This window comes from Thiomicrorhabdus sp. Milos-T2 (assembly GCF_000702325.1).
Classification (GTDB): domain Bacteria; phylum Pseudomonadota; class Gammaproteobacteria; order Thiomicrospirales; family Thiomicrospiraceae; genus Thiomicrorhabdus.
Map to the genome: position 1 here is coordinate 1,174,066 of NZ_KL370891.1, position 13,932 is coordinate 1,187,997.

The window sequence follows — 13,932 nt, forward strand, 5'->3', positions numbered from 1 at the left end:
TGATCTTTTTTAATGCATTGTTGATAGGTATAAAGAAAGTTTACTGGCTGTTTGAGTGCTAATGTCACCCATAAGCTCTTCAATGACACTCTTTTTACCTTCATAGTAGCGAATATTATCATTTCCAATAATATCTCTAGTAACAGAACCTAAGTCACCAAGTCCATCAATTAAGCCGTTTTCAGTCGCTTCATCACCAAGCCATACTAAACCTGTGTAAGTTTCAGGAGTCTCTTTAATTCTGTCGCCACGACCATCACGAACTGCTTTAATAAACTGTTGGTGAGTACGTTCTAAGATATGTTCTTGAAAAAATTTACGACCGGCTTCATCTTTTTCACTGAAAGGGTCAATAAAGGTTTTATGTTCTCCAGCATGCATAGAGCGGTTTTCAACCCCTATTTTATCCATTAAACCAGTAAAACCAAATGTATCCATGCGTACGCCAACCGAGCCTACCATAGAACCTTTATTGGCATAAATTTTATCAGCAGCAACCGCAATGTAATAACAACCTGAAGCACACATATCTTCTACAACCACATAAACGGTTTTTTTATATTTAGTTTTAAGACGTACGATTTCATCGTTTATTAAGGCGGATTGAACAGGACTTCCACCAGGCGAGTTGGCTTGAATAATTACAGCCTCGCTAGATTCATTTTTAAAGGCCTCTCTTAATAAAGGTTTAATGGTTTCAGCACTCGTTTTTGTGCCAGGCATAATAGCGCCATCTAATTTAACAACAGCAACATGAGGTTTGTTTGAACTTAGATTTTCAAATTCTTCGCCAGAAGTTAGATTTTGGCTAGCAATATAGATAAAAAATACAATGTAACCAGCTATCGCCAGCTTAAGAAAGTTAGCAAAGCGTCGGCTCCAACGCTCTTGTTTAACTAGAGACTCTACCGCTAAAGCTAAGCGGCTAAATCCTTGTTGTGAGTTTTCAGACTCTTGAGACATTATTTATCCTTTATAATGATAGTTCACAATTTATTTAAGCAATCAATTCTAACCGTTTTCTAGTATATGACCCAAGATAATATCTCTCTAAATCACAAAAAAAATGACTCAGTTGATAATTCAGTACCTGCAATATCTGCAGTAGATGAATTTGATATTGAAGCTTTTTTAAAGCAGTTAACCCAAAGGCCTGGTGTTTATCGAATGATAAATAGCAAAGGTACGATTATTTATGTGGGTAAGGCTAAAAATTTAAAACGCCGTGTGTCGAGCTATTTTAAAAAGCAACATGATGAGATTAAGACGGCAAAAATGGTGCAGCAAATAGCACGGGTTGAAGTCACCGTTACGGATACCGATAGTGAAGCTTTTATATTAGAAAACACATTAATAAAACGTTATAAACCTAAGTACAATATACTTTTTAGGGATGATAAGTCTTATCCTTATATTTTTGTTTCAACCACCAAAGATTTTCCGGCTTTAAGTTATCACCGTGGTGCAAAAAGACGTAAAGGAGAATATTTTGGCCCATTTCCCAATGCCTCAGCAGTCCATCAAACATTACAGTCTTTGCAAAAGATTTTTCCGGTTAGACAGTGTGCTGAAAGTGTTTTTAATCATCGATCTCGACCTTGTTTGCAATACCAAATTAAGCGTTGTTCAGGGCCATGTGTTGAAGGGTTGATTAGTAAAGCGCATTATCAAGAAGATGTACGCCATACACTTGGATTTTTAAAAGGTAAAAGTTTTGAGGTGATTGAAGAGCTTGGGCACAAAATGGAACAGGCTTCAGAAGAGTTAGAATTTGAGCAAGCTGCTCGTTATCGAGATCAGGTTTCGGCTTTAAGAGCAATACAAAGTCAGCACTTAATTAACCAACCGGGCTCAAAGGATATGGATGTTATTGCCATCGCTGAACAGGCTTCTCAGGTCTGTGTGTGTTTAATGATGTACCGTGGTGGAAATTTATGGGGTAGTGAACACTATTACCCCAAATTAACCGATGGTTTTGAAAAGCAGGAGGTTATGACGGCATTTATTACTCAGCATTACCTAGTGCATCCTATTCCCGCTGAGTTGATAGTGGACTGCGAGTTACAAGACAAAGAAAGTATCCAGGCCTGGTTAAAAGAACAACGTCAAAAACCAGTGTTTTTGAAGAGCGCTCATAATCAAGTTAATAAAGGCTTGGTTCAGCTTGCTATGACTAATGCTTTGTCTGGTTTAAAACAACATATGACTCAACGGGCAACGCAAACGCAACGAGTGGAAGCATTACAAGAATCTCTAGCGTTAGTTAATCCGCCAAATTATATGGAATGTTTTGATATTAGTCACACGCAAGGACAAATGACAATTGCCAGTTGTGTGGTGTTTCATGATGGTATTCCCAACACCCAAGCGTATCGAAAATTTAATATAGAAGGCATTCAACCGGGTGATGATTACGCTGCTATGCATCAGGCAATGCAACGCCGTTATGCTCGTTTAAAGAAAGAAAATGCCGTTTTGCCCGATTTAATTGTAGTTGATGGTGGTAAAGGGCAGCTTACTCAAGCGATAGATGTTTTAAAAACGCTAGAACTAGAACATGTACCTTTGGTTTCTGTTGCTAAAGGAGAAGGGCGTAAAGCTGGTTTAGAGATTCTTTACACTCCTTATAATTTAGAGGGCATTGATTTAGAGTCAGATGATATAGCCCTGCATCTGATTAATCACATAAGAGATGAAGCGCATCGTTTTGCAATCACATCACATAGAGCAAAACGAACTAAAGCACAAACACAGTCAAGTCTAGAATCAATAGAAGGCATTGGGCCTAAAACACGCAAACAATTACTGGTACATTTTGGTGGCTTAGGCGAGGTTAAAGAAGCTTCGGTCTCAGAGCTGCAAAAAGTCAAAGGTATCAGTTTAGATAAAGCACAAAAAATTTATGACTTTTTTCATGGAAGTCTTTAGCAAAGTTTATTAATTTCAATTAACCTGGCTTTTTAAAGGTGTGGTAGTATTTACGCCATTAATTTAATTCTTAAAAAAGAGTAAAAAATGTCAATTAAATCACTGCCAATGATGATGACTTGGAGTCGAGTAGTACTGATTCCCGTTTTTTTGGTTTGTTACTATGCACCAATAGAAGACGCCCGTTTTTGGGCTGGTTTGGCCTTTATGATTGCGGCAATAACGGATTGGTTTGATGGCTATTTAGCAAGAAAACTTGGCTCCGATAGTAAATTAGGCGCTTTCTTAGATCCTGTTGCCGATAAGTTGATTGTTGCCGCTGCTTTAATTGTTGTTGCAGCGGAGTATCACGATAATATTTACGTTATTATTTCAGCCGTTTTGATTATGATGCGTGAGATTGGTATTTCAGCACTACGTGAATGGATGGCTGAAAATAATGCAAGAGATGTCGTTGCGGTATCTAAATTAGGCAAAATCAAAACAGCCTCTCAATTAGCCGCTTTAACGTGGCTACTTTATGGTGGGGAGCTTTGGGGTATAAACTGGGGTGAACTTGGTTTCCCAATGCTTTACTTCGCAGCAGTTTTAACGGTGATTACTTGGGTACAATATACCTTAGCCGCTCTGCCTGAAATTATTCGTTCAACAGAATCATAGGCTTAGCTGAGTACAATAATTTTTGATAAATTAATTCAAAAACTTTTTAATTTTTTTCAAAAAAATAGCTTGACCTTTATGGGCTACTCCCTATAATACGCACCCATCAAGCGGGAATAGCTCAGCGGTAGAGCACAACCTTGCCAAGGTTGGGGTCGCGAGTTCGATCCTCGTTTCCCGCTCCAAAGATGGCGGAATAGCAAAGTGGCTATGCAGTGGATTGCAAATCCATCTACCGCGGTTCGACTCCGCGTTCCGCCTCCATATTCTTCATCTTTAATAAAAGATGAAATACTCAGTGTTTTTCACTGGACACCTGCCCAGGTGGCGAAATTGGTAGACGCAGGGGACTTAAAATCCCCCGGTAGAAATACTGTGCCGGTTCGACTCCGGCCCTGGGCACCATATTCTGAAAGCTAGATTAGATAATTCTAATCTGGCTTTTTTTATGTCTAAAATTCAACATTTTATTTATTTAGCTGTAGTTGCTATGAGTAATTTTAAAAGATAAATAGTTAATATACAGTCATTTTTATCTAACAACTCATCTTATATTTTGCCCCTTGATGCAAAACTCTTTCAAACACTTTTAACAACATTCTTATCTTTTACTGTGATTTATATAGCTGGTTTATTAAACTTATTTTTGCACCAAATTGGTTAGATTGTTATATTTTTAGGGGGTTATCTATTCTTATTTATTGCTTTTTATATATAAGTTTATGTTTATGAATACTAATAAAATCTTGGCATACTATTCGTTTTGAATGCAATAAAAGTAATTTAAAAGGTTAAAAATGATGCAGCTAGCATTTTCAGTATTATTAATTAGTGATGACTTAAATGGTACCGGTTCTATTCAAGAGGGCTTGGTTGCTGCCGGAGCTTCGCAGATTTATAAATGTTCTTCAGATGATCATTTTTTGCAGAAATTAGATTCTGTTCATGTTGATTTAATTGTGTTGGACGTTGATAAACCAACGGTTGAATTGTTTGAGAAGTTTTCGTTAGTTCGAGATTTTTGTCCTAAACCAGTAGTTTGTTTTAGTAATGATTCGGATTCTAAAGTGATAGAAAAATCGGTTAAGGCGGGAGTAGCAGCTTATATCGTTGATGGAAAGTCTCCAGAGAGGGTTAAGCCAATTATTGATGTCGCGATTATGCGCTTTAACGAATGTCAGGCGGTAAAAAAGGAGTTAGCCTCTGTAAAGGACAAGTTGGCCGAGCGAGCTGTTATAGAAAAGGCTAAGGGTCTATTAATGGAGCATAAAGGTATGAATGAAGATGAAGCCTATAAAACACTAAGAAAAATGGCGATGGACCAGGGCAAGAAGATATCCGTTATCTCACACGAGGTGTGTGGTGTGCTTATTGGCTTAGAGGGGGGAGAATAATCTTTACTTGATGTTTATTGATGTTTATTTGGATATTTTTAGCAAAAATTATTCAGATTTGTAGTCTTCAGTCCAAGTGAAATCAAATTCAATTTGATTGAGTTCTAAATCCTGTTTTTGCATTTTCTCTTCAAGCTCGCGTTTTTCTGCAACAATATCGATTAACGCTTGGTTATTGTCTTCTAACTTATGCATTTGTTCTAAACCTAAGTGATAAAAACGCAAAATTTTCATCGCTTGTGGGTCGTTGTCTTCAACCGCTTGTTTAATATTGTTCAAGGCATTTGATACGTACATCAAGTTACGTTTAAGGCGCCAAGCGTAAATAGCCTCTTTCATCCACGGTTTGTTGGCAAAAAACACTTTTACAATTCCCGCCGTAATCAATAAACCTACAAAAGCACCAATAAAGTTTAAGACTAAATGATTGCTGGAATACTCTCCAAACCAATCTACAGCCATTGTTGCAGTGATAAACCCAATGATTATGAAAATAGCCATTACCATTAGCGTTGCTTTACGGGTTTGTTTTCGGTAATAAACTGGATCAATCTCTTCTATTTTAAACATCTTATACCACAGTTTTTTTCAATAAATTTATGGACAGCGATTCTACTGATTTACGGTAGGCTTGTCATCCGTTAATTGAGATTGATTTAGAAACTTGAAGAGCTTTGGGTTTTGACTATCAATATCATAGTAGCGCTTACAGGCGCTTAATAAATTTTGCTGACAGCTTTGAGCGTACCATTCTTTGGCTAAAGAAAGGTCTCGTTTTACTAGAGTTCCGGTTAAGTAGGCGTTACCTAAAATAAAACTAGCTTCAGGGTCTTTTTGTTGAGCAGCTTGTTTTAAATGATTAAGTGCTTTGGGAAGACTTTGTTCAACGCCTTTGCCTTCAATAAGGCGTTTAGCCATTGCGATTAAGGCTTTGGAATTTTCGTGTTCAATTGCTTTATGTAGCCAAAATAAACTTTTATTGTCATCAATATTTGTCCCCACTCCAGATTCATAAGCCATCGCTAAACGAAACATTGCATTAGGTTCACCCAGTTCTGCTGCTTTAGTAAACCAGTAAAATCCTTTTTTTAAATTTTGTTTTACGCCTTGACCTTCGTTATATAAAACTGCGGTGTTATATAAGATTTGCATAAAAAGCGGTTGATGCAATGCTTCTTTAAGTACTTGGCGTGAAAGCTTAAGGTGCCAGTAAAAAGCGTATTTAAGATTCTGTTTGTCGTTATTTGGGTTAGCAAATAGGCGAGCCATGTCATAGCGTGAATTAGCATCACCGTTTACCGCTTTAAGACAGGTTTCTTTAGTGTCATCTTTAAAAATTCTATTACAGGTATTAGTGTTAAATGCCGTTTGGGCATGACTCACAATGGGGGCTAAAAAAAGAGTGATGTAGAGAACGAGAGTGAGTTTTTTCATAAAAGGAATTCTATTCTTAATTTTTGATTCTATTCTTAACTTGTATTTTGAATTTGTTATTGAATATTGGATACGTATAAATGATTAACATGAATAACGAATATACGTATCATAATCTATTTTTAGATATTTTTTTTAAAATTGATATTTTGAAAATACTTATTGTATAATCAAATCCGATTTACAAAATTGATTTATGTCGGAGTGCCTTTAGGCTGAGATCGCGAAAGCGGGATCCGTAGAACCTGATCTGGATAATGCCAGCGAAGGGAACAATCAGATTATTGCAATCCTTGTGAAAATAAAATAATGTTCAAGCGTCTTTACCCATGTAAGGCTGTTCATTTTTTATGACTTCATAATCTGAATCTACATGTCTAAACAGCTTCGCCTTTTATTTAAAACATAAAAATAAGGCTAAGTTATGAGTTCAAACAACCACCAATCTACTGATCGTCGTCAAAGGCGTGCTGAAGCTGAAGCATTTATTCAAAATGTTTCTGGTCAATCTTTTCCTAACTCAAAAAAAGTTTACGTTGCAGGGAAGTTACACCCAATACAAGTCGCAATGCGCCAAATTGAAGTCACGGATACTTATGTCAGTGGTTCTGAAGAGAATCCAGTTTATGAAAAAAATGAATCTGTACCGGTTTACGATACTTCTGGACCTTATACTGATCCAAATATAGAGATTGATATCTATAAAGGATTGCCTAAATTTAGAGAGCAGTGGATTGATGCACGTAACGATGTTGAAACCTTAGATTCAGTGACATCAAAATATACTCAAGGTCGTTTAGCTAAAGAAGGTTTAGAGCATATTCGTTTTGAAAATTTACCTCCTGTAAAACGCGCTAAAACAGGTAAAAACGTCACTCAAATGCATTATGCTCGCCAGGGAATTATTACTCCTGAGATGGAATATATTGCGATTCGTGAAAATATGAAACGTGCAGAAGTGCGTGATGAGATATTAACCCAGCAACATGCGGGAGAATCTTTTGGCGCGAGTATTCCTAAGGAAATTACGCCAGAATTTGTAAGAGATGAAGTAGCTCGTGGGCGTGCGGTTATACCTTGTAATATCAACCATTCAGAGTCTGAGCCTATGATTATAGGCCGTAACTTTTTAATTAAAGTGAATGCAAATATTGGAAATTCATCGGTCGGTTCTTCTATTGCCGAAGAAGTTGAAAAGTTAGTTTGGTCAACTAAGTGGGGGGCGGATACGGTAATGGATTTGTCTACCGGACGTAACATTCACGAGACGCGCGAATGGATTATGCGTAATTCGCCAGTGCCGATTGGTACGGTTCCCATCTACCAGGCTTTAGAGAAAGTAAATGGCGTAGCAGAAGACTTAACTTGGGAAGTGTTTAGAGATACTTTAATTGAGCAAGCTGAGCAGGGCGTAGATTATTTTACGATTCATGCGGGTGTCCTATTACGCTATGTACCAATGACTGCAAAACGCGTTACCGGGATTGTATCTCGTGGTGGGTCAATCATGGCTAAATGGTGTTTAGCGCATCATCAAGAAAACTTTTTATATACCCACTTTGAAGATATCTGCGAAATTATGAAAGCCTATGATGTGACGTTTTCATTAGGTGATGGTTTACGTCCAGGTGCGATTGCTGATGCTAATGATCAAGCGCAATTTGCAGAATTAGAGACTTTAGGTGAGTTAACTAAAATTGCATGGAAACACGATGTTCAGGTGATTATAGAAGGTCCAGGTCATATTCCTTTGCATATGATTAAAGAGAATGTGGATAAGCAAATTAAAGAGTGTGATGAAGCACCATTCTATACTTTAGGCCCATTAACGACTGATATTGCTCCGGGTTATGATCATATTACTTCAGGTATTGGTGCGGCCAATATCGGTTGGTATGGTTGCGCTATGTTGTGTTATGTCACGCCAAAAGAGCATTTAGGTCTGCCTAATAAAGAGGATGTTAAAGAAGGCTTAATGGCTTATAAAATAGCCGCTCATGCCGGTGATTTAGCGAAAGGTCATCCAGGCTCACAAATTCGAGATAATGCTCTTTCAAAAGCACGTTTTGAATTTCGTTGGGAAGACCAATTTAACTTGGGATTAGACCCTGAACGTGCTCGTGAATATCATGATGAGACCATTCCTCAAGAGTCCGGGAAAGTTGCTCATTTTTGTTCTATGTGTGGACCTAAATTCTGCTCTATGAAAATCAGTCAAGAGGTTCGTGATTACGCGGATGCTCAAGAAAAAGCCGCTGAAACAGGTCAGATTACTGAAATTTCATTAGAATCCATTCAATCAGGTATGAAAGAAAAGTCTAAAGAGTTCAGAGAGGCTGGTAGCGAAATCTATCAAAAAGAGGCGTAATTTATGCAAGCTATTAAACCTAAAATTGCCATTTTAGGGGCTGGTTTGCTAGGCAGAATGTTAACGGTCTCGCTTATGAATGATTTTGACATTACTTTGTACGACAAAGATGATGGTGATGCTCAACAAAGCGCAGGATTTTTAGCGGCTGCTATGTTGGCGCCGTTGGCGGAGTCTGCTGATTGTTCTATTGAAATTATGCAGATGGGTGAGCAAGCACTATCTTTATGGCCTGAGTTTTTAGACAATTTAGAGATGAATGTTTACTTTCAGCAAACGGGGAGTTTAATGGTGGCATTTGAACAAGATTTAGCTGCTTTAAAGCAGTTTAAATCTCGTTTAAAAGGAAGGGCTTTTCAAGAGATGGATAGTCAACAAATTCATGCTCTTGAACCCGAATTAAACACAAGTTTTTCAAAAGGGCTTTTTTTACCCAATGAGGCTCAATTGGATAATCGTCAATTACTTGAGGCCTTGGGTTCTGAAATTAAAAAACATGACATTAATAAAAATAATGTCGTATGGCAATACAACGCAAATGTTGAGGTAAATGAAGAAGTGGTTTTGGTTAACCAAAAACCGTTATCTGATTTTGATTGGGTTATTGATTGCAGAGGAGTTGGATTACAAAAAGATTTAGCTAATAGTGATTCTTCTAAAGAGTTATTAGATGGAGTGAGTCCCTTTAGGGCGGTGAGGGGCGAAGTGATTCGTGTGCATGCTCCTGAGGTCAATCTAACCAGGCCTGTTAGATTGATGCACCCTCGGTATCCTATTTATATTGCTCCTAAAGAAAATCATAATTTTGTGATTGGTGCCACTCAAATTGAATCAGAGGATAAGCGAAATCCTACAGTGCGTTCCGTATTGGAATTATTGTCTGCTTGTTTTAGTGTTCATAGAGGCTTTGCAGAAGCTGAAGTTATGAGTATTGATTCGGGTTTACGTCCGGCATTTTTAGACAACCACCCCAAAATTATTCAGCATAAAAACCGACTAACTGTTAATGGATTATTCAGACATGGATACCTTTTGGCACCGGTAGTTGTTAAGGCTTGTTTAGAAGTTATTAACTGTAATAACAATAAGTTAAAACCCAACACTGAATCTATTTCAAATCTACCAGGCCTGGTAGTTAACGGCAATATCTATAAAAAAGCGACTGCAGTAAACGTAGAAATGGTCTCTTGAGAAATAATAATGAATATTAATATTAATAAACAGCAATATACTTTTGAAAAAGAAGTGAAGTTAATGGATGCCTTGAAACTTTTTGAAGTCTATCAACCTTATGCCATTTTGTTAAATGATGAATTTATACCACAATCTGAGCATGAATTTACCTGGTTAAAAGATAATGACAAGGTGGATGTCGTTGGTGCAATTCAAGGAGGTTGAGATGCAAAAAAGTGAACAAAATACACCGTCAGTTTTTAATACAGAAACAAACCAAGATAAGTTGTCAATCTATGGAACTAAGCTAGATAGTCGTTTGTTTGTGGGTAGTGCTATGTATCCATCGCCTCAAATAATGAAAGAGGCTATCAAAATATCAGGTTCACAAGTGGTTACTTTATCCATTAGTAGGCAAAATCCACATGAACAGGGTGGGCATGGTTTTTGGAGTATTATTCAATCTTTAGGCGTACATCTTTTACCCAATACTGCGGGTTGTCACTCAGTAAAAGACGCGGTAAATATGGCTAAGATGAGTCGTGAGCTATTTCAAACTGACTGGATTAAGTTAGAGCTTGTTGGTGATGATTACAATCTACAACCTGACCCAATAGACTTAGTTAAAGCCACTGAAATATTGTTAAAAGATGGTTTTAAAGTATTGCCGTACTGTACAGATGATTTAGTCATTGCTCGGCATTTAGTAGAGTTGGGGTGTGAAGTGTTAATGCCTTGGGGCTCGCCAATTGGCACGGGTAAGGGGCTAATGAACCCTTATGCTTTACAAGCTATTCGTGATCGTTTTCCGGAAACAACGTTAATTGTTGATTCTGGAATAGGGCTTCCTTCTCATGCTATCCAAGCAATGGAAATAGGCTATGATGCAATTTTACTCAATACAGCAATTGCTAAAGCTAATCAACCGGTATTGATGGCCAATGCTTTTAGAAAGTCGATTGAAGCGGGTAGAGAAGCCTATTTATCGGGACCTATGGCAGAACAACAGTCAGCTCAGCCGAGTACTCCAACCATTGACTCTCCTTTTTGGCATTATTCAGAGTAAGCGATGTAAAACGTTTATTTCCAAATTGACAGCTATAGGCCTCTCTTGTAGACTCAAGCTTCATTTATTTTGGATTAGTAATAGTGGTTAGTTATGTCTTCTAGTATTCATATTGATATAAACGATTTCTCCTTGCCCGTGGTTTATTTATCCAATTGCAATATTGAAATGATAAATCAAGAACTTAAAGAACTTGCATTATGTGATTTGGATGAAGAAACCGCCATTCCTTGTGTTATCTCAATAGATCAAGAAGTGATGAATCCTACTTTTTTAGCTCAAACGTTAGAATGCTTTAGACAAAATGGACTTTTGCCTATCGGCTTAAAGACAGAGTTAGATAGTCTTAAAGAACAATCAAGTTACGCAGGTTTAGCGCTCTTTAATCAAAAATATAAACAACTGAACGCTTTTGCTAATCTTTTTAGTAGAGTCGATAAATCAAATTTGTTTGATGAAGCTAAATTATTGACTGAAGCTAATAATAATTCCCAAGATACGCCCCAAATCGTTAATGGTAATGTCCTGGCTGGTGAGCAGGTGTATGCCAAAGATAAGGATTTAATTGTATTAGGTGATGTGCTTAAAGGGGCTGAAGTGATTGCCGATGGAAATGTTTATATTGGCGGAAGCTTGCAGGGCAAGGCATATGCCGGTAATTCAGGCATGATGAATATTGATGAAATTAGTATTCGAGCCTATAATTTTGAGCCCCAGTTAATAAGTATTGCAGGCTTTTATCAGCTTTATGAAGATATACCAACTCAATATATTGGCCTGGCCGTAAAAACCCTATTTGAACGTCAAAGATTTAGTTATCAGTTAGAGTGAGACTCTTTGTAAGAGTTAATACAAAGTTACCAGGCCTGGCACTAGTGTCCGGAATAATATTTCAGTACCACAATTCATATACCAGCCTCCCATAGCGGAAGTTGGTATTTCTTAAACTCTTCCCGTTGTTGTTTTCGCCTAAAGTATTCACTCTGCTGAATAGGTCTTTCAAACAACCCATGAGCAAGCCGCCAAAACGTTACTCTCAACGGTTCTGCTGACTTATTTTTCATCTGTTCAAGCTTAATCAATAGATACACAATAAGGGCTGATAGCACTTGGATACGAACAGCATTACTGTTTTGGCCAATGAAGCTTTTGATTTTGAGGTGTTGTTTAATCCATTTAAAAAATAATTCAATTTGCCAGCGTTGCTTGTATAGATGGGCAATCTCTTGAGCTGAACGCTCGAAGTCATTGGTAATCAATACCAATTCACCTTTATTATCGTCACGTTTGACAACAACACGGCGCATCTGGAATTGACCAAGACGTTTTTTCTGGCTTGAACCACTAAACTCAATGCATTGGTCTTCAAGAATATGAGGGGCTTTTTCATCGAGTTCGTAGGATTGTATGACGGTAATTGCCGCTCTTTTTTTCAAACGACAGACCAGCTTGATTTTTTGATCATTGAGCTTTTTCCACCAGAGGTAGTCTAAGTACCCTTTATCCATCACATAGGTTGAACCTGGTTCTAAATTCCACTCTCGTGCTTGAGTAATATCAGGAATATTGGCCTGTGTGATTTCAAAACAAACAGGGACTTGGTTGGATAGTTCTAGTTGCATATGCAGCTTAAAGCCTGTGACTCGAGAACCTTGTACTGCCCAGTCAAAACCTTTACCGAGCAGTTGAATTGGAGAAGAGTCTATTAGATAGGTAAAAGCGTGGAGTTCTTTTCGTAATTGTCGATTCACACCAGCCATGAGTTGTTGGCAAAGTGCTTGGTAGACATCAGCAGAGCGTTTACGGTTTGCTTCAGATAATGTGCTACGTTTCAGCTCTTTTACGCCTAAGTGGTAGTGGTGAGAGGATTGGGCGTTAAACCCTTCAACCAACTGGCGTAATGATTTAGTGCCACTAAGTTGTGCGTACATCATCGCGACTAATTGATTCCAGCTACTAAACCCTTTGGCGTGTTTGTCGGTTTGATATTGATGAACAAGTGATTGAAAAGTGGTACGAATGGGTTTTAAAAATTGGGCAAATCGGGTAGAGTTAAACACAGCCGTAATCTCATTGTTTTTGAAGTCTATTTCGTGGTGGAAATACTTCTATCCTAGGAGTTACGGCTTTTTTGTCAAGGCTTTTAATATTTATTCCGGACACTAGTGCCAGGCCTGGTAACTATTTATTTGGCGTGATTTTTACTAAAACACCAAATAATGGGTGGTCAATATAATGTAATTCACCCGGTTTTATTTTTCTTGATTCTTTAATGTTAAAGCGCCAATGAGTTGGAGCCTCTCCAGCAGAAATACCTTGATTTTGTGCAAATTTTTCTAAAATTTTAGAGGGGATACGACGTTCTAATTCTAAGTCAAAATCAACATGCGCAAAACGAGTTTTGTATAAACGCACCGTTCCTATTAAGTTAGCCCCTCTTTTTTGATCATTTTCAATTAGAACCGTTGGCGCTTTTTTATTGGCGTAAGCCAGTTGTGACCAGGCCTGGTGAAAGATAACGCGGTAACCTCTTTTATTTAATTTCGCTTCTGTACCAACAAGACTTTGATTTCTGCGGTTTATCCATAATGGCTTTTGGTTACGAGTGAAGATAGAAGTGCTGTTTTCAGTAGAGGGTAGCTCTATTTGATCGGGCCAATGTTCTTCAGTCCAGCCTTTTAAGTTTAGATTTTCAAACACGATGACTTCAATTTTATAAGAGGGGACTTGCGCTTGCGCTTGCGATGTAAATAAGGCAAGGTTTGCAAACAAGATTGCAACTGCAAGTTGGTTTTTTAGAATTGATAAACGTTTGAAGGTTGACACTATTTTATTAGACATGTTTGACTCATAAAGCTTGTAGTAATAAATTTCCAATCAATCAATAGACTGAAAGGCTTTGTATTTAG

At 37.7% G+C, this 13,932-nt stretch carries 13 protein-coding genes, 3 tRNA genes and 1 riboswitch; of the genes, 11 read left to right on the forward strand and 5 right to left on the reverse strand.

The window, feature by feature from the left end; genetic code table 11:
* Positions 1-9: 9 nt before the first annotated feature.
* Complete coding sequence (locus BS34_RS0105220) at positions 10-963, reverse strand: S49 family peptidase (protein ID WP_029407488.1); 954 nt, start codon at positions 961-963, stop codon at positions 10-12.
* A gap of 66 nt (positions 964-1,029) precedes the next feature.
* Between BS34_RS0105220 and uvrC the strand changes: the two genes are divergently transcribed.
* The 6 genes from uvrC (at position 1,030) to BS34_RS0105250 (ending at position 4,982) form a co-directional block, all read left to right on the forward strand.
* Positions 1,030-2,928 carry an excinuclease ABC subunit UvrC gene (gene uvrC, locus BS34_RS0105225; RefSeq protein ID WP_084151569.1) on the forward strand — a complete coding sequence of 633 codons (1,899 nt, stop codon included), beginning with the start codon at positions 1,030-1,032 and terminating at the stop codon, positions 2,926-2,928.
* A gap of 87 nt (positions 2,929-3,015) precedes the next feature.
* Positions 3,016-3,588 (forward strand): CDP-diacylglycerol--glycerol-3-phosphate 3-phosphatidyltransferase, encoded by a 573-nt coding sequence (pgsA, locus tag BS34_RS0105230; protein WP_029407490.1) that lies wholly within the window; start codon positions 3,016-3,018, stop codon positions 3,586-3,588.
* A 110-nt stretch (positions 3,589-3,698) separates the two neighbouring features.
* Positions 3,699-3,773: transfer RNA gene (locus BS34_RS0105235), tRNA-Gly, on the forward strand.
* A gap of 5 nt (positions 3,774-3,778) precedes the next feature.
* Positions 3,779-3,852, forward strand: a tRNA-Cys gene (locus BS34_RS0105240).
* A gap of 54 nt (positions 3,853-3,906) precedes the next feature.
* Positions 3,907-3,993, forward strand: a tRNA-Leu gene (locus BS34_RS0105245).
* A 392-nt stretch (positions 3,994-4,385) separates the two neighbouring features.
* Positions 4,386-4,982, forward strand: coding sequence for an ANTAR domain-containing response regulator (locus BS34_RS0105250; RefSeq protein WP_084151570.1), 597 nt, complete (start codon positions 4,386-4,388; stop codon positions 4,980-4,982).
* A gap of 48 nt (positions 4,983-5,030) precedes the next feature.
* Here BS34_RS0105250 and BS34_RS0105255 read toward each other — a convergent pair whose 3' ends face one another.
* Positions 5,031-5,552 (reverse strand): DUF3087 family protein, encoded by a 522-nt coding sequence (locus tag BS34_RS0105255; protein WP_029407492.1) that lies wholly within the window; start codon positions 5,550-5,552, stop codon positions 5,031-5,033.
* A gap of 42 nt (positions 5,553-5,594) precedes the next feature.
* A complete protein-coding gene (locus BS34_RS0105260) occupies positions 5,595-6,416 on the reverse strand; it encodes a tetratricopeptide repeat protein (RefSeq protein ID WP_029407493.1) in 822 nt (273 codons plus the stop codon).
* Positions 6,417-6,606: 190 nt separating this feature from the next.
* Positions 6,607-6,705: riboswitch (TPP riboswitch) on the forward strand.
* Between the two features lie 135 nt (positions 6,706-6,840).
* On the opposite strand from BS34_RS0105260, the gene thiC reads away from it, so the two are divergent.
* The 5 genes from thiC to minC all read left to right on the forward strand — a co-directional run bounded on the left by thiC (position 6,841) and on the right by minC (position 11,854).
* Positions 6,841-8,784, forward strand: a complete 1,944-nt coding sequence (thiC, locus tag BS34_RS0105265) for a phosphomethylpyrimidine synthase ThiC (RefSeq protein ID WP_029407494.1) — start codon at positions 6,841-6,843, stop codon at positions 8,782-8,784.
* A 3-nt stretch (positions 8,785-8,787) separates the two neighbouring features.
* A complete protein-coding gene (locus BS34_RS0105270; RefSeq protein WP_051640694.1) occupies positions 8,788-9,975 on the forward strand; it encodes an FAD-dependent oxidoreductase in 1,188 nt (395 codons plus the stop codon).
* 9 nt (positions 9,976-9,984) lie between these two features.
* A complete protein-coding gene (gene thiS / locus BS34_RS0105275; RefSeq protein ID WP_029407496.1) occupies positions 9,985-10,182 on the forward strand; it encodes a sulfur carrier protein ThiS in 198 nt (65 codons plus the stop codon).
* 1 nt (position 10,183) lies between these two features.
* On the forward strand, positions 10,184-11,023 hold the full coding sequence (locus BS34_RS0105280) for a thiazole synthase (protein ID WP_051640695.1): 840 nt from the start codon (positions 10,184-10,186) through the stop codon (positions 11,021-11,023).
* A 93-nt stretch (positions 11,024-11,116) separates the two neighbouring features.
* Complete coding sequence (gene minC, locus BS34_RS12560) at positions 11,117-11,854, forward strand: septum site-determining protein MinC (protein WP_051640696.1); 738 nt, start codon at positions 11,117-11,119, stop codon at positions 11,852-11,854.
* 74 nt (positions 11,855-11,928) lie between these two features.
* Here minC and BS34_RS0105290 read toward each other — a convergent pair whose 3' ends face one another.
* Both BS34_RS0105290 and BS34_RS0105295 read right to left on the reverse strand, forming a co-directional pair.
* Positions 11,929-13,083, reverse strand: a complete 1,155-nt coding sequence (locus BS34_RS0105290; RefSeq protein ID WP_051640592.1) for an IS4 family transposase — start codon at positions 13,081-13,083, stop codon at positions 11,929-11,931.
* 121 nt (positions 13,084-13,204) lie between these two features.
* Positions 13,205-13,864, reverse strand: coding sequence for a CsiV family protein (locus BS34_RS0105295; RefSeq protein ID WP_051640697.1), 660 nt, complete (start codon positions 13,862-13,864; stop codon positions 13,205-13,207).
* Positions 13,865-13,932: the final 68 nt, after the last annotated feature.